The organism is Bradyrhizobium sp. USDA 4541, from assembly GCF_024171085.1.
Taxonomy (GTDB): Bacteria; Pseudomonadota; Alphaproteobacteria; order Rhizobiales; family Xanthobacteraceae; genus Bradyrhizobium; species Bradyrhizobium australafricanum.
On the sequence record NZ_JALJZF010000001.1, the window covers coordinates 80,571 to 100,528 of the forward strand.

Annotated in this window: 22 protein-coding genes; 12 read left to right on the forward strand and 10 right to left on the reverse strand. The window is 64.7% G+C overall.

Translation table 11 applies throughout. The features are described from left to right. Positions 1-39: 39 nt before the first annotated feature. The 4 genes from J2R80_RS00365 to J2R80_RS00380 all read right to left on the reverse strand — a co-directional run bounded on the left by J2R80_RS00365 (position 40) and on the right by J2R80_RS00380 (position 3,523). On the reverse strand, positions 40-654 hold the full coding sequence (locus tag J2R80_RS00365) for a glutathione S-transferase family protein (RefSeq protein ID WP_057017900.1): 615 nt from the start codon (positions 652-654) through the stop codon (positions 40-42). A 197-nt stretch (positions 655-851) separates the two neighbouring features. Beyond that, on the reverse strand, positions 852-1,265 hold the full coding sequence (locus J2R80_RS00370; RefSeq protein WP_057017901.1) for a Rieske (2Fe-2S) protein: 414 nt from the start codon (positions 1,263-1,265) through the stop codon (positions 852-854). A 7-nt stretch (positions 1,266-1,272) separates the two neighbouring features. Continuing rightward, entirely contained in the window at positions 1,273-2,385 is a 1,113-nt protein-coding gene (locus J2R80_RS00375; RefSeq protein ID WP_092089441.1) for an amidohydrolase family protein, read from the reverse strand. 73 nt (positions 2,386-2,458) lie between these two features. Further along, complete coding sequence (locus J2R80_RS00380) at positions 2,459-3,523, reverse strand: amidohydrolase family protein (RefSeq protein WP_076827767.1); 1,065 nt, start codon at positions 3,521-3,523, stop codon at positions 2,459-2,461. Between the two features lie 236 nt (positions 3,524-3,759). On the opposite strand from J2R80_RS00380, the gene J2R80_RS00385 reads away from it, so the two are divergent. Beyond that, positions 3,760-4,239 (forward strand): hypothetical protein, encoded by a 480-nt coding sequence (locus J2R80_RS00385; protein ID WP_076827643.1) that lies wholly within the window; start codon positions 3,760-3,762, stop codon positions 4,237-4,239. A gap of 6 nt (positions 4,240-4,245) precedes the next feature. Here J2R80_RS00385 and J2R80_RS00390 read toward each other — a convergent pair whose 3' ends face one another. Continuing rightward, on the reverse strand, positions 4,246-4,959 hold the full coding sequence (locus tag J2R80_RS00390; protein ID WP_057017904.1) for a DJ-1/PfpI family protein: 714 nt from the start codon (positions 4,957-4,959) through the stop codon (positions 4,246-4,248). 64 nt (positions 4,960-5,023) lie between these two features. Between J2R80_RS00390 and J2R80_RS00395 the strand changes: the two genes are divergently transcribed. Beyond that, on the forward strand, positions 5,024-6,019 hold the full coding sequence (locus tag J2R80_RS00395; RefSeq protein WP_076827769.1) for a GlxA family transcriptional regulator: 996 nt from the start codon (positions 5,024-5,026) through the stop codon (positions 6,017-6,019). A gap of 56 nt (positions 6,020-6,075) precedes the next feature. Here the strand turns inward: J2R80_RS00395 and J2R80_RS00400 are convergent, their stop codons facing one another. Both J2R80_RS00400 and J2R80_RS00405 read right to left on the reverse strand, forming a co-directional pair. After that, complete coding sequence (locus J2R80_RS00400) at positions 6,076-6,624, reverse strand: carboxymuconolactone decarboxylase family protein (protein ID WP_253588146.1); 549 nt, start codon at positions 6,622-6,624, stop codon at positions 6,076-6,078. 190 nt (positions 6,625-6,814) lie between these two features. Beyond that, positions 6,815-7,732 carry a LysR family transcriptional regulator gene (locus tag J2R80_RS00405; RefSeq protein ID WP_253588147.1) on the reverse strand — a complete coding sequence of 306 codons (918 nt, stop codon included), beginning with the start codon at positions 7,730-7,732 and terminating at the stop codon, positions 6,815-6,817. Here J2R80_RS00405 and J2R80_RS00410 point away from each other — a divergent pair. From J2R80_RS00410 to rnk, 3 genes are all read left to right on the forward strand, one after another. Beyond that, positions 7,715-8,413 (forward strand): chromate transporter, encoded by a 699-nt coding sequence (locus J2R80_RS00410; protein WP_253637897.1) that lies wholly within the window; start codon positions 7,715-7,717, stop codon positions 8,411-8,413. The two genes, J2R80_RS00405 and J2R80_RS00410, sit on opposite strands and share 18 nt — an antisense overlap. Next, on the forward strand, positions 8,410-8,940 hold the full coding sequence (locus tag J2R80_RS00415; RefSeq protein WP_076827650.1) for a chromate transporter: 531 nt from the start codon (positions 8,410-8,412) through the stop codon (positions 8,938-8,940). Before J2R80_RS00410 ends, J2R80_RS00415 begins: the two co-directional genes overlap by 4 nt. Before the next feature lie 299 nt (positions 8,941-9,239). Further along, on the forward strand, positions 9,240-9,662 hold the full coding sequence (gene rnk / locus J2R80_RS00420) for a nucleoside diphosphate kinase regulator (protein WP_076827652.1): 423 nt from the start codon (positions 9,240-9,242) through the stop codon (positions 9,660-9,662). Positions 9,663-9,667: 5 nt separating this feature from the next. Here rnk and J2R80_RS00425 read toward each other — a convergent pair whose 3' ends face one another. Together J2R80_RS00425 and J2R80_RS00430 are read right to left on the reverse strand one after the other, a co-directional pair. Continuing rightward, positions 9,668-9,862, reverse strand: coding sequence for a hypothetical protein (locus J2R80_RS00425; RefSeq protein WP_076827654.1), 195 nt, complete (start codon positions 9,860-9,862; stop codon positions 9,668-9,670). Between the two features lie 141 nt (positions 9,863-10,003). Continuing rightward, the gene (locus tag J2R80_RS00430) at positions 10,004-11,068 is read right to left on the reverse strand and encodes a ketopantoate reductase family protein (protein WP_028332920.1); all 1,065 of its coding nucleotides are present in this window, start codon (positions 11,066-11,068) and stop codon (positions 10,004-10,006) included. 245 nt (positions 11,069-11,313) lie between these two features. On the opposite strand from J2R80_RS00430, the gene J2R80_RS00435 reads away from it, so the two are divergent. The 6 genes from J2R80_RS00435 to J2R80_RS00460 all read left to right on the forward strand — a co-directional run bounded on the left by J2R80_RS00435 (position 11,314) and on the right by J2R80_RS00460 (position 18,011). Continuing rightward, the gene (locus J2R80_RS00435) at positions 11,314-12,540 is read left to right on the forward strand and encodes a TetR/AcrR family transcriptional regulator (protein ID WP_076827656.1); all 1,227 of its coding nucleotides are present in this window, start codon (positions 11,314-11,316) and stop codon (positions 12,538-12,540) included. A gap of 391 nt (positions 12,541-12,931) precedes the next feature. Next, positions 12,932-14,170 (forward strand): branched-chain amino acid ABC transporter substrate-binding protein, encoded by a 1,239-nt coding sequence (locus J2R80_RS00440; protein ID WP_057017914.1) that lies wholly within the window; start codon positions 12,932-12,934, stop codon positions 14,168-14,170. A gap of 163 nt (positions 14,171-14,333) precedes the next feature. Beyond that, complete coding sequence (locus J2R80_RS00445; protein ID WP_016847025.1) at positions 14,334-15,281, forward strand: branched-chain amino acid ABC transporter permease; 948 nt, start codon at positions 14,334-14,336, stop codon at positions 15,279-15,281. Then, complete coding sequence (locus J2R80_RS00450; protein WP_225162903.1) at positions 15,278-16,570, forward strand: branched-chain amino acid ABC transporter permease; 1,293 nt, start codon at positions 15,278-15,280, stop codon at positions 16,568-16,570. Before J2R80_RS00445 ends, J2R80_RS00450 begins: the two co-directional genes overlap by 4 nt. Next, positions 16,567-17,316 carry an ABC transporter ATP-binding protein gene (locus J2R80_RS00455; protein ID WP_253588149.1) on the forward strand — a complete coding sequence of 250 codons (750 nt, stop codon included), beginning with the start codon at positions 16,567-16,569 and terminating at the stop codon, positions 17,314-17,316. Before J2R80_RS00450 ends, J2R80_RS00455 begins: the two co-directional genes overlap by 4 nt. Further along, positions 17,316-18,011, forward strand: coding sequence for an ABC transporter ATP-binding protein (locus tag J2R80_RS00460; protein WP_050385202.1), 696 nt, complete (start codon positions 17,316-17,318; stop codon positions 18,009-18,011). Before J2R80_RS00455 ends, J2R80_RS00460 begins: the two co-directional genes overlap by 1 nt. A 290-nt stretch (positions 18,012-18,301) precedes the next feature. On the opposite strand, the gene J2R80_RS00465 is transcribed toward J2R80_RS00460, so the two are convergent. Continuing rightward, on the reverse strand, positions 18,302-19,348 hold the full coding sequence (locus J2R80_RS00465) for an AraC family transcriptional regulator (protein WP_229191778.1): 1,047 nt from the start codon (positions 19,346-19,348) through the stop codon (positions 18,302-18,304). A gap of 316 nt (positions 19,349-19,664) precedes the next feature. Here J2R80_RS00465 and J2R80_RS00470 point away from each other — a divergent pair, with 316 nt between their 5' ends. Then, positions 19,665-19,955, forward strand: coding sequence for a hypothetical protein (locus J2R80_RS00470; protein ID WP_057017917.1), 291 nt, complete (start codon positions 19,665-19,667; stop codon positions 19,953-19,955). The last annotated feature ends 3 nt before the right edge of the window (positions 19,956-19,958 follow it).

Here is a 19,958-nt window from a genome sequence, read left to right on the forward strand (position 1 = left end):
GTTGGACGGGCGCGCCCGACGGCACGCCCGGTCAGCAGGTCACGCGGCCGCCAGACCGACTGGGGTCTTGGCGAAGGCGACGAAGCCCGGCAGCGCCTCGATCCGGCGCAGCCACGCGTTGACGCGCGCATAGGCGGAGAGATCGACATTGCCTTCGGGCGCGCTGGACAGATAGCTGTAGAGCGCAACGTCTGCGATCGTCGGCGCCGCGCCGACCAGCCAGTCGCGCCCGGCGAGATGGGCTTCGAGCCGCTTCAGCAGAGCATGCGCCCGCGCGATCACGTCGTCCGGATTGTGCTTCGCGCCGAACACGGTGATGAGCCGCGCCGCAGCGGGCCCAAACGCAAGATCGCCGGCAGCAACCGACAGCCAGCGCTGGACCGCGGCAGCGCCCCTTGCATCCTGCGGCAGCCAATCGGTGCGGCCGAGCTTGGTCGCGAGATAGACCAGGATCGCGTTGGAGTCCGGGATGATTACGCCGTCATCGTCGAGCACCGGCACCTGGCCGAACGGGTTGAGCGCGAGATATTCCGGCCGCTTCTGCGCGGCGGACTTGAGGTCGACGTCGACCAGTTCGTGCGGAATTTCCAGCAGGGACAAAAACAGGCGCGCGCGATGCGCGTGGCCGGAGAGAGCGAAGTGATAGAGCTTCATATGCCGTTCCTGATGTGGTGGACGGGTTCATTCCCGACCGCGACCTCAAGGTGGCCCATTGCAGCGGTCATTATAATTGCCGTCGACGGCACTTCATTATTGCAAAAACTGCAATATCCTTCATGGCCGGGCTTATCCGGGGCATGACGAGGTCCGCGGCGACGCGCACGGTCGCGTGACCTGCGCCAACGCGCCGGCTAGACCTCAACGATCACGTAACTGTCTTCGATGTGCACCGGGAAAGTCTCGGCGACATACGGCCCCTTCTGCAACTCGGCGCCGCTTTCGACCGCGACCGGATAGGAGCGGATCCTGAACCGCTTCGGATCGAACCAGGACTGCCCGTTGCGCATGTCGAATTCCCAGCCGTGCCACGGACAGCGCAGCATCTCGCCGACCCGGTCGCGCTGATAGATGCCGGGCTCCGGCGAGGTCAGGCGCGCGACGCAGGCCGCCTTCTCCAGCGGCGCGCCTTCATGCGGGCAGCGATTGAGCAGCGCGAAGAACTCGCCATTGACATGGAACACGACGATGTCGCGGCCCTCGATGCCGAACACCTTGTTGCCGCCGGCCGGAATCTCACTGGTGCGCGCGACGATGTGACGGGTCATCTGTGTCCTAGAATTTGTAAACCGCGCGGGCGTTGGCATTGAAGATCTTGCGACGCTCGGCGTCCGTCAGCGGCGTCTTGAAGGCGTAGCGCGCGTCGTCATAGTCCCAATGCGGATAGTCCGACGAGAACAACAGCCGGTCGATGCCGACCCATTCGATCAGCTGCCGCAGGTGCCTGGCTTCATCCGGTTCGTCGATCGGCTGGGTCGTGAACCAGAAATGCTCCTTCACATATTCGCTCGGCCGGCGCTTCAGATGCGGCACCTCGCTGCGGAAGCGTTCGAAGTGCTGATCCATCCGCCACATCGTCGCGGGAATCCAGCCGAAGCCACCTTCGATGAACACGATCTTCAGTTTCGGGAAGCGCTCGGGAACACCTTCCAGCACCAGGCTGGTGAGGTTCGAGGCCACCGTGTGCGCGTTCGACTGATGCTCCTCGCAATAATAGGACGGCCAGCCGCCGCCGGTCGGAGCATGCCCGCCATAGCCGCCGACATGGATGCCGAGCGGCAGATCGAGCTCTTGCGCGCGTTCATAGATCGGCCAGTAGCGGCGGCGGCCGAGCGGCTCGTTGGCACGCGGCGAGACGTTGATCTGGATGTATTCGCCTGATTTGGCGCAGCGCTCGATCTCGGCGAGGCCGAGGTCGGAGCCATCCTGCCCGACCAGGATCGAGGCCTTCAGGCGCGGATCGCGATGCGCCCAGAACGCCAGTTGCCAGTCGTTGATGGCGCGCTGGATCGCGGCGCCGAATTCCAGATTCTGCTGCGAGAAGATGAAGAGATCGAGCACCTGCAGGATCCCGAACTCGACGTCGAAGGGATCGAGATGCTGCTTGCGCATGAAATCGAGGTCGGAGCCGGGCACGCCGCCGGTCGGCGGCCAGGCATCGCGCCGCGCGATCAGCGGCGAGGAGCGCGGATACGGCGTGGTGCCGATATAGGGCGTGCGCAGATGACTGCCATATTCCTTCAGATGCTGCTGCCAGCGTTTCGGCAGGAACTCGTTGAGGTCGCTGTGCGCGTGAAGGCTCGGATGGATGTCGCAGTCGATGATCTTCAGCCGCGTCGCCGCGGTCTTCTCCTGGTCGAGCATCGGGCGGTCGATGACGTCACTCATGCGATCCTCCTTCTTGTTTGCGCATGTTCTTGTCGGAAAACCGGTTCCCACTTTTCCGGATCATGCGCGCGAATTACGAATTCAGCTTCAAACGCGGGAACGTTTCAATCGGGTTGTCTTCGCACATCCGCTGGACGAGGCTTTTCGGCAGATGCGGCGGGATCGGATCGTCACCGTCGAACTGCCAGTGCGGATAGTCTGATGCGAACAGGAACATCTTGTCGGAGCCGATCTGATCGATGATGTCGGCAACGCTTGTAGCATCCAGCGGCGCGTCGAACGGCTGCATGGTGACGCGGAAATGGTCGCGGATGATCGCGGCGGGCTCGCGCTCCACCCACGGCACCTCGACGCGCACGCCGCGCCAGGTCTTGTTGGCGCGCCACATGAACGCCGGCAGCCAGCTGACGCCCGACTCCATCAGCACGACGGTCAATCCGGGATACTTCCCGAACACGCCCTCATAGATCAGGCTCAACGCCTGCGCCTGGAACGCCTGCGCCTCGGCGAGATAATATTCGTAGCGGTAGGACGGCCAGCCGATCGAGCTCGGCGCGCCCCGGTAGGCACTGCCGGCGTGGATCGCGATCGGCAGCTTGTATTTCTCCGCGGCCTGATAGATCGGCCAGTAATGCCGCCGCCCGAGCAGCGTCTCGCCCTGCGAGGGCACCAGCACCGAAACGAAGCGATTGTCGCCGGCCCTGCGCTCGATCTCCTCGACCGCAAGGTCCGGCGCCTGGATCGGCACCACGATCGAGGCGCGCAGCCGCGTGTCCTTGGCAAGCCATTCGGCCGCGATCCAGTCGTTGATCGCCCTGCAGAAGTCCGCGGCCATGTAGGAATCGAACACCGCCTGCGCGCCATAGACGACATTGCAGATCGCGTGGCTGGCGCCGAGCTGGTCGAATGCGCCGCGCTGCACCATGGCAAGATCGCTGCCGGGCTTGCTGCCGTCCGCCGGCCGCCAGTCGGCGCGGCCGGATAGCGGCATCGACGGCGGATAGGAATTGAGGTCGAGCCCGTCGATGGCACGGCTGACGACCTGTTCCTTCCAGTGATCACTCAGATAGGGCAGCAGCGTGGTGCGCGTTCCCCCCACCGCGGGATGGATGTCGCAGTCGATGCGCGTGGCCGCCATGGCGTTCCCCGGATTGATCTTCTTGTCGTCGTTGTTGGCGGCATCGCTGCCACGGATCGGACTGTGACGCCGATGGCGCGATCGTGCAAGCGGGTCCACGCGGGGCCGCCCTGCCCTGTGCGCATCCGCGCCTCACGCGAAGTTGCGGGATCGCGTGTGAATGGCGTCACCCCTTGAAGTCACGCGACATGCTAGCGATTCCGCGCCGCGGAAAGCGCGGGCACCGGGAGACGGGAATGAGACTGGGCCGACTGACGATCCTCGCATGTTCAATGTCGCTGGCCTCGTCGGCCGCCTGGGCCGCGCCTGCGACCACCTCCGGCTCGGTCGCGCTGGCGCTCGCCGGCGTGGTGGCGCCCTACTTGCCGCTGCCGGCCAAGGAGAAGAAGGCGGTCGCCGCATTCTTCAACGGCGACAGCAATGTCTCCTATGCCAGCAAGATCATCGTCACCGCCGACAAGGTGGTCTGCCGCGCCAGCAATGTCGACATCACCTCGCGTTCCTGCGCGCTGACCTTCGGCGGCAACACCCACACCGTGAAGGGCAGCGAAGCCAACGCGATCTTCGCCACCGAAGCGCTCGCCGGCGTGCCGCCCGACGGCGCCGCCGGCACGATCTACGAGACGCTGTCGAAACTGTCCTGCACGCTCGATCCGAAAGTGATCAACGACAAGGCCGGCGGCGGCGCCGACTGCAGCTTCGAGCCGGGAAATTAGCCCCACTCAATCTCCCTGCACGGCGACGCCCAGCCTCGCCGCGACACGGCGCGCAGTCTCTTCCCGCTGCTCCGTGATCGCGCGCACGGCCTGGCGCGACTGCTGCAGGATTTCGGGTGGCGCGGTCTCCGGCGTGCCGCTGTCGAACGGCGGCTCCGGCGCATACACCATATAGAGCTGGATCGCGCGCGCGGCATCGTCGCCGCGCAGTTCAGCCGCGAGCCGCAATGCGCCATCGATGCCTGCCGTGACTCCGGCGGCAAAGACGAAGCTTCCGTCCACCACCACGCGCTGGTTCACGGGCGTAGCGCCGAACAACGGCAGCAGATGAAACGACGCCCAATGCGTCGTCGCCCTGCGTCCCTTCAGCAGGCCGGCCGCTCCGCAGATCAGCGCGCCCGTGCAAACCGAGAAGATACGGCATGCCCCCGCCGCCTGCCGGTTGATCCAGCCGAGCACCTCCGTGTCCTCCATCAGGGCTTGCTGACCAAAGCCGCCCGGCACATGCAGCACGTCGAGCGGCGGCGCATCGGCCAGCGTCGCATCCGGTGTCAGCCGCAATCCCTTGATGTCGCGGACGGGATCGGCGGTCTTGCCGTAGATGCGGTAGGTCGAATTCGGAATCCGCGACAGCACCTCGAACGGCCCGGTCAAATCGATTTGATCGACGCCTTCGAACAGCAGCGAACCGATCCGGAGATGAACATCGTGAGCAATCATCGAACTTCCCTCGAACTTTCCTTGCGCTATGGACAAAGCGAATCTAGCGCGGCAGGTTTCGGCGATGACGCCAACCAGCCCACGTTTTTCGCCAAACCGCCGCCGCTCGATCGAAGTGCTGGCATATCCGGCTGTGCAATTGCTCGACGTCACCGGGCCATTGCAGGTGTTCGCGTCCGCCAATGCGCTGGCGGCCAAGGCTGGCAACGCCGAGCCATATGAAGTCCGCGTCGTTGCAAAGGATGGCCCGAACGTTGAGTCATCCGCCGGCGTCGGGCTCGCGGTGCATCCGCTGCCCGCCATCGACACCGCGGTCGACACGCTGGTGATTCCGGGCGGCGACGGCGTCAACGCCGCGACGGCCGATCCCGTCCTGGTGGACTGGGTACGCGAGCGCGCCGGGCAGGCGCGCCGCACCGCATCGGTCTGCACCGGCGCGTTCCTGCTCGCCGCATCGGGCGTGCTCGATGGCCGGCGTGCCGCGACCCATTGGGGATTTTGCGCAGAGCTCGCCGAGCGTTTTCCCGATGTCCGCGTCGAGCCCGATCCGATCTTCGTGCGCGACGGTTCGTTCTGGACGTCGGCCGGCGTCACCTCCGGCATCGATCTGGCGCTGGCGCTGCTGGAGGAGGATCTCGGCCGCACGGCGGCGCTTGCCGTCGCCCGCTATCTCGTGGTGTTCTTCAAGCGGCCGGGCGGACAGGCGCAATTCAGCGAAATCCTGTCGCTGCAAGCCACCGACGACAGGTTCAGCGCGCTGCACGACTGGATCAGCAACCATCTGGCCGGCGACCTCTCGCTGTCGACGCTGGCGAAACAGGCCGGCATGAGCGAGCGCAGCTTCAGCCGCCATTACGCCGAAGCGACCGGCTTGACGCCGGCACGCGCAATCGAGCGGCTCCGGGTCGAGGGCGCGCGGCATCTGCTCTCGGAAACGCGCCTGCCGATCAAGCGCATCTCACAGCGCTGCGGCTTCGGGTCGGAGGAAACGATGCGGCGCAGCTTCCTGCGCCTGCTGTCGACCACGCCGCAGGACTATCGCGCCAGGTTTGCGCTCTGACGTGCACGGCCGGCCGCGCGGTCGACGTGCAATGATTGACGCTAGGCGAGACCGTCTCAGCCGTTCCAGGCATATTCCTGCAACGCCGCCTCCAGCGGCGGATTGGTGACGCTGCCGGTGTAGTTGGTGATGGTCGACGCCGCCACGATGGTGATCACCTCAAGCACGAGATCCTTGTAGAACCCGGCTGCCAGGAATCGTTCGATCTCCTCGTCGTCGAGCCGCCCACGCTTTTCGATCAGCGACCGCGCCAGCGTCGAGAGCGCGCCGAGCGTCTTGTCGGCAGGCGAGCGGCCGGCACGCATCGCGTCGACATCGGCCGGATCGAGCCCAGCCTGCAAGCCGAGCGCGGAATGCAGCGCGACCGCCCAGGCGCAGCCATTGGTCACCGCGTCGGTGAGCAGCACGGTCTGGATCTGCTGCTCGGTGAAGCTGCCGCCGTGAACCTTGTCGAAGATGCCGATGAAGCTCTGGATCAGCACGGGCGAGGTCGCCATCGCCGCCGCAAGGTTCGGGATCATGCCAAACCGCGCCTCGACCTCGCGCAAAGTAGACCTCGAGGCTTCGGGGGCAGACTCGAGCGTATGGACAGGAAAACGCGCCATTGGAAATGCCTTTCGCGGTGTTGATTGAACCCGAAGCCTCCGGTCGCAACCAGGCTGTTGCGATCCGTGCGCCGGCAATCGAGTTTGATGGAGCTGTCTAACCGCGCCCGGATATGCGCGTTCGCCAAACTCCCCACATTCCGCGCCACCAGCGGCAGCGGCGACGTTCAGCCTCGTCGCGCAGACTCCACTAGCCGCCGGCACGGTCCTTCACCCGTCGCGTCACGATCCCGAGCAGACGGCCAAGCGTGCCGGCGGCGGGGCCCTTCTTGCGCGCCAGCGCGAGCGGCGCGACGAGGCCGGTGGCGCGGTCGAGGCGGAGATAGGACACGCCGGCGGTCTCGAGCCGCGCCATCGATTCCGGCACGATCGAAATGCCGAGCCCCGCCGCGACCAGGCTGAGCGTCGACACCATCCGCGTCGCCTCCTGCGCCACCTTCGGGCTGAAGCCCGCGGCGCGACAGGCCGCAATGATGCTGTCATAGAGGCCGGGCCCGGTCGGACGGCGGTAGAGGATCAGCGGCTCGTCGGCGAGCGAGGCCAGCGAAGTCCGCCGGCTGGTGTCCTTGCGGGCGCGCGGATGATGGTCCGGCAATGCGACCACCATCTCCTCGTCGAGCAGATGCGTGATCGTGAGGTTCTCCAGCCGCTCGCCTGGCGCACGCACGAATGCGGCATCGAGCCGATCGGCCTCGACGGCCGCGATCAGCTCGCCGGTCGAGGCCTCCTCGAGCGACAGCGTGATCGCCGGCGCGCGCTCGCGCATTTCGCGCATCACGCCGGTGACGAAAGGATGGAAGGCGGCCGAAGAGGTGAAGCCGATCGCAAGCTGGCCCTCCTGGCCGCGGCTCGCGCGGCGCGCGGCTTCAACCGCGAGGTCGGCGTCGCGCAGGATCGCGCGCGCCTTGCCGACGAAGGCACGGCCGGCCGCGGTCAGCTCGACCCCGCGCGGCTGCCGGCGAAACAGCGGGGCGCCGATCGCGACTTCCAGGGCGCGGATCTGCTGGCTCAGCGGCGGCTGCTGAATGCCGAGCCGCGCGGCGGCGCGAGTGATATGGCCTTCCTCGGCGACCGCGACGGCATAGCGGAGATGGCGCAGTTCGATCATCAGGGCAATCCATATGCAATAGATATGCAAATTCGCATATCCATATATTGGATATTTGGCACGCGGCCAACTAGAGTCGGCTCAACAACAAATCGAACCGGAGCCGCCCCGCCGATGGACGCCATCCCCGCCGCGCAAACCACTAAGCATCACGCACCTGACGTCGGCGAGTTGTTCACGGGCTTCTTCATCCTCGGACTGACCGGCTTCGGCGGCGTGCTGCCGCTGGCGCGCCACATGATGGTGGAGAAGCGCGGCTGGCTCACCGGCGCGGAGTTCACCGACCTGCTCGGGCTGTGCCAGTTCCTGCCCGGCGGCAACATCATCAACATGTCGGTCGCGGTCGGGCTGAAGTTTCGCGGCATTCCCGGCGCATTCGCAGCGATCCTCGGCCTGATCGCGGTGCCGACCGCGGTCGTGATCGGCCTTGGTGTGATCTATGGCCGCTTCGCCGACGACCCGGTCGTCCGTCATCTATTCGGTGGCCTCGCCGCCGCAGCAGCCGGGTTGCTGATTTCCACCGCGATCAAGATCGCCTGGCCGCTGCGGCGCGATGTGCTCGGCCTCTTCATCGGCGCGCTGTGCGTGCTGGCGATCGCCGTGTTCCGCTTGCCGCTGCTGCCGACCCTGCTGACGCTCGCGCCGCTCAGCATTGTTCTCCGGTCGAGGCAGGCGTCATGAGCGCAACCCTCGTCACGCTCGCGCTGATCTTCGCCGAGCTGTCGTTGCTCGCCTTCGGCGGCGGCAACACCATCCTGCCGGAGATGCAGCGTCAGGTGGTCGACGTCCATCACTGGATGACGGCGCAGGAATTCGGCGCGCTGTTCGCGCTGGCGCAGGCAGCACCCGGGCCGAACATGATGGTGGTGCCGCTGGTCGGCTGGCATGTCGCGGGCTTCTCCGGCGTGCTGGTGACATCGCTCGCCAAGTTCGGGCCGTCGTCGCTGGTGACAGGCTTCGCGCTGCGGCTCTGGGAACGCTTCAAGGACCGGCCCTGGCGCCGCACCGTGCAGGCGGGGCTGGTTCCGGTCACCGCCGGGCTCGTCACGGCCAGCGCCATCGTCATCACCCACGCATCGGCCTCGAGCTGGGGCACCATCCTGATCGCGACTGGCGTCGCGATCGCCACCACCACGACGCGCATCCATCCGCTTGTCGCGCTCGCCGCCGGCGCGGTGCTCGGCCTGTCCGGCATCGGACAGCCCTGACGCTCTGCTTGCGGCGATGGCGTCTCGTTCCACGCGGCGATGTGCGCGCTTTCGCCGCAATGGATGCGACGTCGCCAGCGGCTATGTTGATAATGCCATGATCGACACGCTCCGCATCGACACCCGTATTGCGCGCCGCGAATTGCGCGCCGGACGTCTGCACGCAGGCAATTAGCCGGCCGGCGATCGCGCGCCGTCCGGATTCCTCTACGTCACCAAATCATTTCAGTCCGTCGCGTCGCGAGATGTCCGCGCGCCGGCGCTCGTGCGCCTCCGATCAACCGCAAAGATCAACCCACATGACCCGAACCATTCAGAACAGCTTTACCGCCCCGGCATTGCCGCCGATCGTGATCACCGCGAGCGAGGCGCATCGCCTCAGCGCGCTGGCCGATTCCAGCATGGCGGTGTTTCCCCGCGTCGCCCAGTTCCTCGCACGCGAGACGGACCGCGCCCAGCTGGTCGCCGACGATGCCGATCGCTTGCATGACGTGGTCCGCATGGGCTCGCTTGTGCGCTACCGCGACGACGAGACCGGCGACGTCAGGGAGGTCGTGCTCGTCTATCCGCACGAAGCCGACATCGCGCTGCGGCGCATCTCGGTGCTGACGCCGGTCGGTGCCGCGCTGATCGGATTGTCGGTCGGCCAGACGATCGATTTTCAGACGCCGAGCCAGCAGACGCGTTCGGTGACGATCCTTGCCGTGACACATGAGGGCTAGCGGCTTTACGCCGCCTGATGACACTGTCCCATCTCGATCCCGTGCCGGCGCCCGCGCGCGATGCCCTCGGCGATCGCCTTCACGACGATCTCGGCGTCTTCGGGGGAGAGGTGATCGAGCGGCTGCCAGGCACGCATGATGTCGCGTGCGCGATCGAGGTCGCCGTAGATTGCAAGGAGAGGAAGCGATTTGCTCGGCATGTCCGTTGCTCCCAACCGCAGCTGAGCGAGTCTACCTCATCTGGACAGGTCGAGCCATGCGTCCGGCAACCGCGATTGCGTGCATTGCAGATCGCCGATGCATGGCGAGGGCGTTCCTGCCCCCGCCATCAACGCATTCGGTTACTCCGCGCCGGAGCCGCCCTGCACGATCTTCTCGTTCAGCTTCTGATCGACGGTCTCGACCGTGCGGTCGATCTCGGCGCTCGGCGTGCCGAGCTGATGCGAGATCAGCTTCACCAGCAGGTCGACGCGCTCGATGAAGGGCGCGCCGGCGGCGACCGCGCGGGCCGCCGATGACGGCTTGAGCAGGCTTTCCGCGGCCTTGGCGTATTTCGCGAACGGCACCTGGTCCGCGGGGTCGGCGCCGAGCTTGCGCGCGATGCCGTCGACGTGGTCATAGATCGCCTGCGAGCGCGTCAGGTCGCCATGCACAGCATCGCGGATCGATTGCGGCTCAGTCGGCGTGATGCAGCGATAGTTGCCGGTCAGCAGCATCGACCACTTCGCCAGCGGCACGAACAGCGAATCGAACACCTTCAGCTTCACCGGAACGTCCTGGCCGTCGAGCGTCACCGCGTCGATGTCGGCTTCGAGCTCGCGCAGCACCTTGTTGTGCTTGTCGTCGGCGAAGGCGGAGGCCTTGAAGTTGGTCGGCAGGCCGACATGCAGCACATTGGCCTTCTCCTCCGGCGGACGGAAGGCCTGCGGATCGGGCGAACACAGCGTGACGAGGCCCGGCTCGAAGCGCTCCCACACCTGCGCGTTGGTGTAGGCCTCCTCGAGGTCCATGCCGGCGAGTGCGGGGATCCGCTTCAGATACGGCAACGGCGGCATGTTCATGATCGACAGGCAGGGCAGCTTCGCCGCCGCGATCTTGATCATCAGCACGCGAACCGTGTGATTGGTGTATTGCGGCTCCTGCATCGCAAGGCCGACCATGTCGTAGCGCGAGACGTCGACATCGGCAGGCGTGACGGCGTCGAGCTTGCCCGGCAGATCGCGCGAGAAGATCGAGCGGTGCTCCTTCTCGTCGCGCAGCTTGATCCGCACCTCGGTGCCTTCGCGGTTGATCAGGTCGGCGGTGTTCTTCCGGCACACCAGGGACACGTTGTGACCCGCCATCAACAGCTTGGTTCCCAGCAGGGAGCCGTAGGAAGCTCCCAAAATCAGAATGTTGCGCGCCATGCTCTCTCCAATAGCCCTTCTCGCGAAAGGCTTGCTCTCCAAAATCCTGTCCGAAGCTGCTGCCGAACCGATGCCCGGTCGATATTGGCCGTCCCGCATCCACGGGCCGACGGTCGCCAAATCACCAGACAATCAAGACCGCTGGTGTATGGTATGCCACCGTCTATCGCAGATCGACAAGCGGCTGCCAAGGGGATTATCTCGCGTGCGGACTTTCGTTCCGCGGTTAAGAAGGGCATTCGAGCTTGCAAGTCGCCGCCGACCCGACGGATCGGGCTGAAGAAATCCTCGTCTCAGCTTCCCGGCTGTTTGCCCGCCACTCCTATGCCAACGTGACGATGGAGCAGGTCGCAGCATCGGTGCAGGCCGTGCCGGGCGCGCTGTATCACTATTTCCGCGACAAGGAAGATCTGATCTTCCACTGCTATCTGCGCGGCCTTGCGATCTATCGCCACGAGATCGAGGCGGCCGCCGAGCCCGGCATCGACGGGCTCGAGATCATCAGGCGCTTCGTGCGCGGCAGGCTGAGGCCCGAAGGCCAGCGCATGATCCTGTTCAGCGATATCGATGCGCTGGCCGCGCCCTACAGCAGCGAGGTCCATGCCAAGCGCTGGCAGAACGCCGCGCTGCTGGCGGACATCCTCGATCGGGGCGTGGCGGACGGCTCGATCGCCTGCGACGAGCCGCTGCTCACGGCGGTGGCGCTGATCTCCATCCTCGACTGGGTTCCGTTCTGGCTGTCCGAACGCGACTACTACACGCGGCAACAGGCGATCGATGCCATCGACGACATCATCACGCATGGCGTCTACCGGCGCGAGATCGCGCTCCCCAAAATGCCCGAGCCGCTCAGCCTCGCCCCTTTTCTCGAGGCTCGCGCAGCGTTGAACAAGCGGGCCGCCAAGTTCGACAGGATGCTGTCGATTGCTTCCGACAGTTTCAACCGAAGGGGCGCCTCGGGCACGTCGCTCGAGAGCATCGCCGTGGATGCGGGCATGACGCGCGCCGGCATCTACTATCACTTCAGTGAAAAAGAGAGCCTGCTGCTGGCCTGCCTGCGACGCGGGCTCGCCGGCGAGGTCAGCATTCGCGAGCATCTGCAAGAGCACAGCCTTGGAGCATTCGATCACATCGTTCAGCGAATTCGCCTGCTGTTGATGCTGCACGACACGCCCTGCGGCCCAAAGGCGACCTACCACAACATCAACTATCTCAACGACGCAGACCGAAAAGCCTATGTCGGAGACGTGCTGGCGACGATCCGACAAGACCAGAACAGCTATCAGCGCTGGGTCGACGAGGGCCGTTTCCGCCGCATCGATACCTATTTCGCGGAGCGCATTCTCACCGGAATGGGCCACTGGTATCCGATCTGGTTCAAGACCAGGCGTGACTGGTCTCCAGCCGAGATCGCCGATCATTTCGCGCGGCTGTTCCTCGCGGGCCTCAAGCCGCGCCGACATCCAGGCTAGATCCGCCACGGTAGCGATCCCGGTTTCCCCTTCCCCCTGAAAGGGGGAAGGTCGGGATGGGGGTCAGCCGCAGGCGACGCTCCAAGTGGAGACAGCCGATCCCCACCCGCTTCGCTCTAACGAGCGAAGCGACCTCCCCTTTTCAAGGGGAGGTTTTGGAGACGGACGACGCCGGTTCGGAACCGAGAATAAGCGTGAGCCCCATCCAAAAGTTTACCTGTAATTCAAAACTGCGCCCGATTCCGGCGACATATGGCCTATAACATCATGATACCTTCTGCTAAAACTTGACGCAGTATTCAAAGCGAAAGTTGCGAAGGCTCGGCGATTGGGGTTATGAGACGGCCTCGATCGCTAAAGATCAAGAAACACGAGCAAGGGAGAACGCAGAATGCATAGGCTGATCGTTGCCGCCGCGGCAGCGCTGACGGTGTTGGGAGGCGCGGCGTCCGCGCAGGAATCCATCAAGATCGGCTATATCGATCCGCTCTCCGGCGGCGGCGCCAGCGTTGGCGAAGGCGGCCTGAAGACGTTTCAGTATCTCGCCGACGAGTTGAACGCCAAGGGCGGCATCCTCGGCCACAAGGTCGAGATCGTCCCACTCGACAACAAGACCAATCCGCAGGAAAGCCTGGTGCAGGCGCAGAAGGCGGTCGACGCCGGCGTCCACTACATCACCCAGGGCAACGGCTCGTCGGTCGGCGCGGCGCTGGAAGACTTCGTCACCAAGCACAATTCGCGCAACCCCGGCAAGGAAGTGCTCTACTTCAACTACGCCGCGGTCGATCCGGCGATGACCAACGAGAAGTGCAGCTACTGGCACTTCCGCTGGGATGCGAACTCGGACATCAAGATGGAAGCGCTGACCAACTACATGAAGGGCCAGCCGTCCATCAAGAAGGTCTACCTGATCAACATGGACTATTCGTTCGGCCAGTCGGTGCGCACCACGGCGCGCAAGATGCTGGGCGAAAAGCGGCCGGATATCCAGGTCGTCGGCGACGAACTGCACCCGATGCTCAAAGTCACCGACTTCTCGCCCTACATCGCCAAGATCAAGGCGTCCGGCGCCGACACCGTCGTGACCGGCAACTGGGGCCAGGACTTCGCGCTGCTGCTGAAGGCGGCGGCTGACGCCGGCCTCAAGGTCAACTGGTACACCTATTATGCCGGCGGCGCCGGCGGACCGACCGCAGTCAAGCAGGCCGGCCTCGAGGGCCAGGTGTTCCAGATCAGCGAAGGCGTCCCGAACTCCGGCAACAAGGCGGCGATGGATTTCGAGAAGGACTTCCGCGCCAAGACCGGCATTTCCGTCTGGTATCCGCGCGCGGTCAACGAGATGCGGATGTTCAAGGCGGCCGCCGAGAAGGCCAATTCGATCGATCCGGTGAAGGTCGCGGCCGCACTCGAAGGCATGAAGTTCGAAGTGTTCGACGGCGGCGAGGGCTTCATCCGCAAGGACGACCACCAGTTCTTCCAGCCGATCTACATCTCCTCGTTCGGCGCGCTGGCCGACAAGACCAAGGAGCCGTTCGACGAGGAAAACACCGGCTGGGGCTGGCGCATCGTGTCCAAGATCGACACCGCGCAGACGATGCTTCCGACCACCTGCAACATGAAGCGGCCCTGATCGGCCGCATCAGTCATTCCGGGATGGTGCGCAAGCACCAGACCCGGAATCTCGAGATTCCGGGTTCGCCCGCTGACGCGCGCGCCCCGGAATGACGGGTAAGCTCCTTTCCTTCGACAGGTCTTTGATCACGTGAACCGTTCCAGTCTCAAGCGAGTGCGCCGTGGCTGAGCTGATCGTCATCTCGACGCTCAACGGCGTCCTGTTCGGCATGCTGCTGTTCCTGTTGTCCAGCGGGCTCACCGTCATCTTCAGCATGATGGGCGTGCTGAACTTCGCGCATGCCAGCTTCTACATGCTCGGCGCGTTCTTCGGCTTTCAGCTCACCCGCTGGATCGGATTCTGGCCAGCCCTGGTGCTGGCGCCGCTGCTAGTCGGCGCGGTCGGCATGGCGGTCGAGCGCTACGGTCTGCGCAACACCCACAAGCACGGCCATGTCGCCGAACTGCTGCTGACCTTTGGTTTAGCCTTCGCGATCGAAGAGATCGTCTCGATGATCTGGGGCAAGAGCCCGGTCGACTACCGCGTCCCGGCGGCGCTCGACTTCCCGGCCTTCACCGTGTTCTCCACCAATTACCCCGCCTACAAGATCTTCATGCTGGTGATCTCGGTCGTGATCTTCATCGCGCTGCTGGTCACCTTGAAGAAGACGCGCGTCGGCCTGATCGTGCAGGCCGCGCTGACCCATCCGAGCATGGTCGGCCATCTCGGCCACAATGTCGGACGCGTGTTCATGCTGGTGTTCGGCGTCGGCAGTGCCCTTGCGGGTCTCGCCGGCGTCATCGCCGGTCCCTCGCTGGTGACGCAGTCCGACATGGCCGCGCTGCTCGGCCCGATCCTGTTCGTCGTCATCGTGTTCGGCGGCCTCGGCTCGCTGCCCGGCGCCTTCATCGCTTCGCTCCTGATCGGCTTGATCCAGACCTTTGCAGTTGCTTTGAACGGCTCGCTCGCCAGCGTGTTCGGCCCGCTCGATCCGAGCCTCGGCCCCTCGCCGCTCACGGACATCTGGAACGTCACGATCGCGCAGATCGCGCCGATCCTGCCTTATGTGCTGCTGGTGCTGGTCCTGATCTTCCGCCCCATGGGCCTATTGGGAACGCGCGAGTCATGAGCAACGCTTCCACGCCCTCCATCGCTGCGGCCAAGCAGGAGCCCGGCAGCGCCTTGAGCTTCTATGGTGTCTGGCTGCTCGCCGCGGTCGCGCTGGTCGTGCTGCCGCTGGTGTTCGGCACCGGCGGCTCGCTGACCTCCTTCAGCCTGATCGGCATCGCGATCATCTTTGCGCTGTCCTACAACATCCTGCTCGGCCAGACCGGGCTGCTGTCGTTCGGACACGCGGTGCAGTACGGCCTCGGCGGTTTCCTCGCCGTGCATGTCATGAACGCGGTCGCGAGCCACAACTGGCCGATCCCGCTGCCGGTGATCCCGCTAGTCGGCGGCATCGGCGGCATGGCGTTCGCCCTCCTCGTCGGCTGGGTGATGACCAAGCGCGCCGGCACCGTGTTCGCGATGATCTCGCTTGGCATCGGCGAGCTGGTCGCCTCGTCGTCGCTGATCCTGCGTAGCGTGTTCGGCGGCGAATCCGGCATCACCACCGACCGCACCTCGCTGATGCCGATGTTCGGCTGGACCTTCGGGCCGCAGATCCAGGTCTATTACCTGATCGCGTTCTGGGTGATGGTGTCGGCGATCGCGATGTATGCGCTGACCCGCACGCCGCTCGGGCGGATCTGCAACGCGGTGCGCGACAATCCGGAGCGCGTCGAGTTCATCGGCTACGATCCGCATGTGGTGCGCTATCTCGCCTACATGTTCGCCGGCTTCTTCGCCGGCATCGCCGGCGGACTCGCCGCGATCAATTTCGAGATCGCCAACTCGGCCTATCTCGGCGCGACGCAGTCGGGCCTCGTGCTGTTCTCCGCGTTCATCGGCGGCACCGCCTATTTCTTCGGTCCGATCCTCGGCGCCATCCTGGTGACCTATCTGCAGCTCGGGCTGACCAGCGTCACCTCGGTCTGGCAGCTCTATTTCGGCATCATCTTCATCGGCATCGTGATGTTCGCACCCGGCGGCATCGCCGGCATCCTGATGAAGCACCGCCCGCTGATCCGCGCCGGAACCCTCGGCACCGTGATCCCGTCCTATCTGGTCGCGACGATCCCGACGCTGGCGCTGGCGCTCGGCATCATCCTGACCATCGAAACCGTTGCGCGCTTCTCGGGCGGCGATGTGATCAACCTGCTCGGCGTTCCCTTCGTCGCCACGGCGCCGACGACCTGGGCGGCCGCGGCGGTCCTGCTCGTCGGCGGCTTCCTGGTCGCGCGCATCACCTGGCGGCGCGTTGCGGAAGCCTGGGACCGCGCCGCGACGGTGGCCCGTGACCGGGGGTATCTCGCATGACCGCTGCCATCCAAGTCAACGCCGTCGAGAAGAGCTTCGGCAATGTCGCCATCATCCGCGATCTCAACCTGAGCGTCGCCAAGGGCGAACGTCACGCCATCATCGGCCCCAACGGCGCCGGCAAGTCGACGACGTTCAGCCTGATCAGCGGCCACATCAAGCCGACCTCCGGCGAGATCCGCCTCAACGGCGAGGTGACCTCGGGCTTGCGGCCCTTCGAGATCAACCGGCGCGGGCTGTCGCGCTCGTTCCAGGTCACCAACGTGTTCGCCCGCATGACGGTGTGGGAGAACGTCCGCTGCGCCGTGCTGTGGGCGACTGGCCACCGCTACGCGTTCTGGAAGAACGTCGACAATCTGCCCGAGGTGAAGCAGCGCACCGCGCAGATCCTCGACGACATCCATCTCAGCCACCGCCGCGACGTGCCGGCGGGCCTCTTGACCTATGCCGAGCAGCGCGAGCTCGAGATCGGCATCACGATCGCGGGCGGCGCCAGCGTCATCATGCTGGACGAACCGACCGCGGGCATGAGCCACGCCGAGACCGAGCGCGCCGTCGCGCTGATCCGCCGCCTCACCGAGGGGCGCACGCTCGTGATCGTCGAGCACGACATGAGCGTGGTGTTCGGCCTCGCCGACCGCATCTCGGTCTTGGTCTACGGCCACATCATCGCCTCCGGCACGCCGGAGGAGATCCGCGGCAACCCGAAGGTCAAGGAAGCCTATCTCGGCGAGGAGGTCGACTGATGCTCGAGGTCAGGAATCTTCACGCCTATTACGGCAAGAGCCACATCCTGCAGGGCGTCGATCTCGACATCGCGGCCGGCGAGGTCGTCAGCCTATTGGGGCGCAACGGCGTCGGCCGCTCCACCACCGTCAAGGCGATCATGGGCGAGGTGCCGCCGCAGGGCACCATCCGCTTCAAGGGCCAGGATATCGCGGGCCTGCCGAGCCACAAGATCGCACGCCTCGGGCTCGGCTATGTGCCGGAGCATCGCGACATCTTCCCGAGCCTGACGGTTCGCCAGAACCTGATCCTCGGCATCAAGGACCCGCGCCGCCCCGGCAAGTGGCGGCTGCAGGAGATGCTCGACATGTTCCCGAACCTCGCCGCGCGCGCCGACACGCCGGCGGGCGTGCTGTCAGGCGGCGAGAAGCAGATGCTGACCACCTGCCGCACGCTGCTCGGCGACCCCGAATTGATGATGATCGACGAGCCGACCGAAGGCCTGGCGCCGCTGATCGTGCAGCAGGTCGGCGAGCTGATCGCGCGGATCGCGAAAGCCGGCGTTGCGATTCTCCTCGTCGAGCAGAAGCTGTCGATCGCGATGAAGATCTCGAACCGGGTCTACATCATGGGCCACGGCCGCGTGGTGTTCGAAGGCACCCCCGACCAGCTCAAGAGCAATGCCGCCGTTCGCGAGGAATGGCTCGAGGTGTGAGGCGGGTGACGGCGATCGACGAAGCAATCGAACGTCGACGTAGCAGCGCCATCAGTCAGTTCGCGAACACGACCCAGACCAGCGCGACCAAGAGACTGTGGAAACAAATTATCGAAGCCAGGAATAGCCAGTCGTCCCCGGTCATGGGGCCGAAAACCACGGTCGAAGCGCGGCGACAGCGACACGCGAGCTGGGAAAAGAGGTTCGACTGCATGGGACTGCCCTAGCGGAGTACGCTCCGCCAGGTCTTGCTCGTCTGTGCCAGCTAGTTGAGAGCTGGTGTCAGCCCATCACCGATCGCCATTCGAGCTGCGATAGGCCCTCGGCGTGAGGCCGGTCCAGCGGACGAACGCATGCGTGAAGGAAGAGACCTCGCTGTAGCCCAATAGCCATGCGATCTTGGAAATCGGCAGCTCCTCATCTTCGAGGTAATGGCGGGCAAGGGCAATTCGAAACGCCTTGAGAACGTCTGAGAAGTCCACCCCCTCCGACGACAATGCGCGAGCGAGAGTTCTCCGGCTCATGCCAAGACGACGCGCGACCGCCTCGGCATTGGCTTTGCCGTGCGGAAGCAACTGGGCGATGTGTCCTTCGACGCGTGACTGCACGCTGCTTCGTCTCGGTGCCCGGTTAAGAAGCGCTTCGTCGGCATATTGAAGCAACATCCTGTTGAGATGCAAATCGGCCCCCACGACAGGCAATGCGCCGATCCGGGACGGAAACAAAAGCTCGTCGCTGTCCGCTGCAAATTCGATCTCGCATCCAAGAAGAGATCGCACATCCGACGGCGTTTCTCGTCTGGAGTGCTTCAACTTGATTTGCTTTGGGACCAGCCTGCCGTCAGTCAGTGCGCGGCAAATACGGATCAGCGCAACCAGCCAGAATTCCGCATGGTGACGATCCGACGACCGATCGATGTTGACATATTCGAACCCGATGGCGAAGCCGCGATCCAGAGAGCTTCGCAACCGCACACCCTCGTTGTTGATCGCGCAGTAGCGTCCGCCGATTTGCAAGGCGTCAACGAGATGCTCCGATGAAGCCATGACGTAGTACAGAAGCCCGATCTCGCCCAGCTCGAAGCCTTGAGCCAGATGGAGTCCGAAGCAGTCGTCCTGCAATTCCCTTGCGGCGAGTTCGAGCAGCCTGACCTGCGCTCGTGCATCGATGCGGCGCTTGTGGTCCTCGACGTCGTCGATTTCCAGGCCTGCAGCTGACACGATCGGGACCGGATCAACCTGCGCATCGCGCAGCCGGGCACATGCGAGACGCGCGATTCCCCCGGCAGAGCTCGGTATCGACGGCAAGGCGCTAGCAACGCGTGTGGCGGCTTTCATTCGGCACCGAACTGTGTTCGTGGCTCAACGTCGGGAGCTTCCGGGATCGTATTTTGACCTATGTCAAACGAGCTCATGGGTACGAGGCATCCGGTCTGACACCATCTCGCAATTTAACGACCCAGGATCACAAGACGCAACGGGAGCAAATCGTCTAGCCGATTGCTCCGCGGCCACTCCATTTCTGCCTTGAAACGACGGCAGTCAGCTTCCAATGGGCCCGCGCAGGGGCGAACGCGTCATGGGCTTGGTCAAGCATGCAAATTCGCTGGGACAGGCGATTGGTGCCCAAGCGAACAGCCATATGAGCTAGGTCGTGGTTGGACAAACACCTGCCCAGCATAGCGGCATTCATCGTTCAATTCATTACACGATCATTGAAGGCGAGACCGCCGGCACCTGGCGTTACTCGTTCTCCATCGGCGATCGCAACTTCTCGGGAACGGTTCAGGCGGTCCTGGGATTGCTGGCGGCACGCCGCGTGAGGATGAAGATCGATCGGATGTTAAGGCAAAACGCGTCAATTGATCATCAAGGCCGGCAGCGGGTGGAGAAAGAAGTCGAGACGCCCACTCCGCTCGTCCCACCGGCCGATCCCAAGGACTAAGCG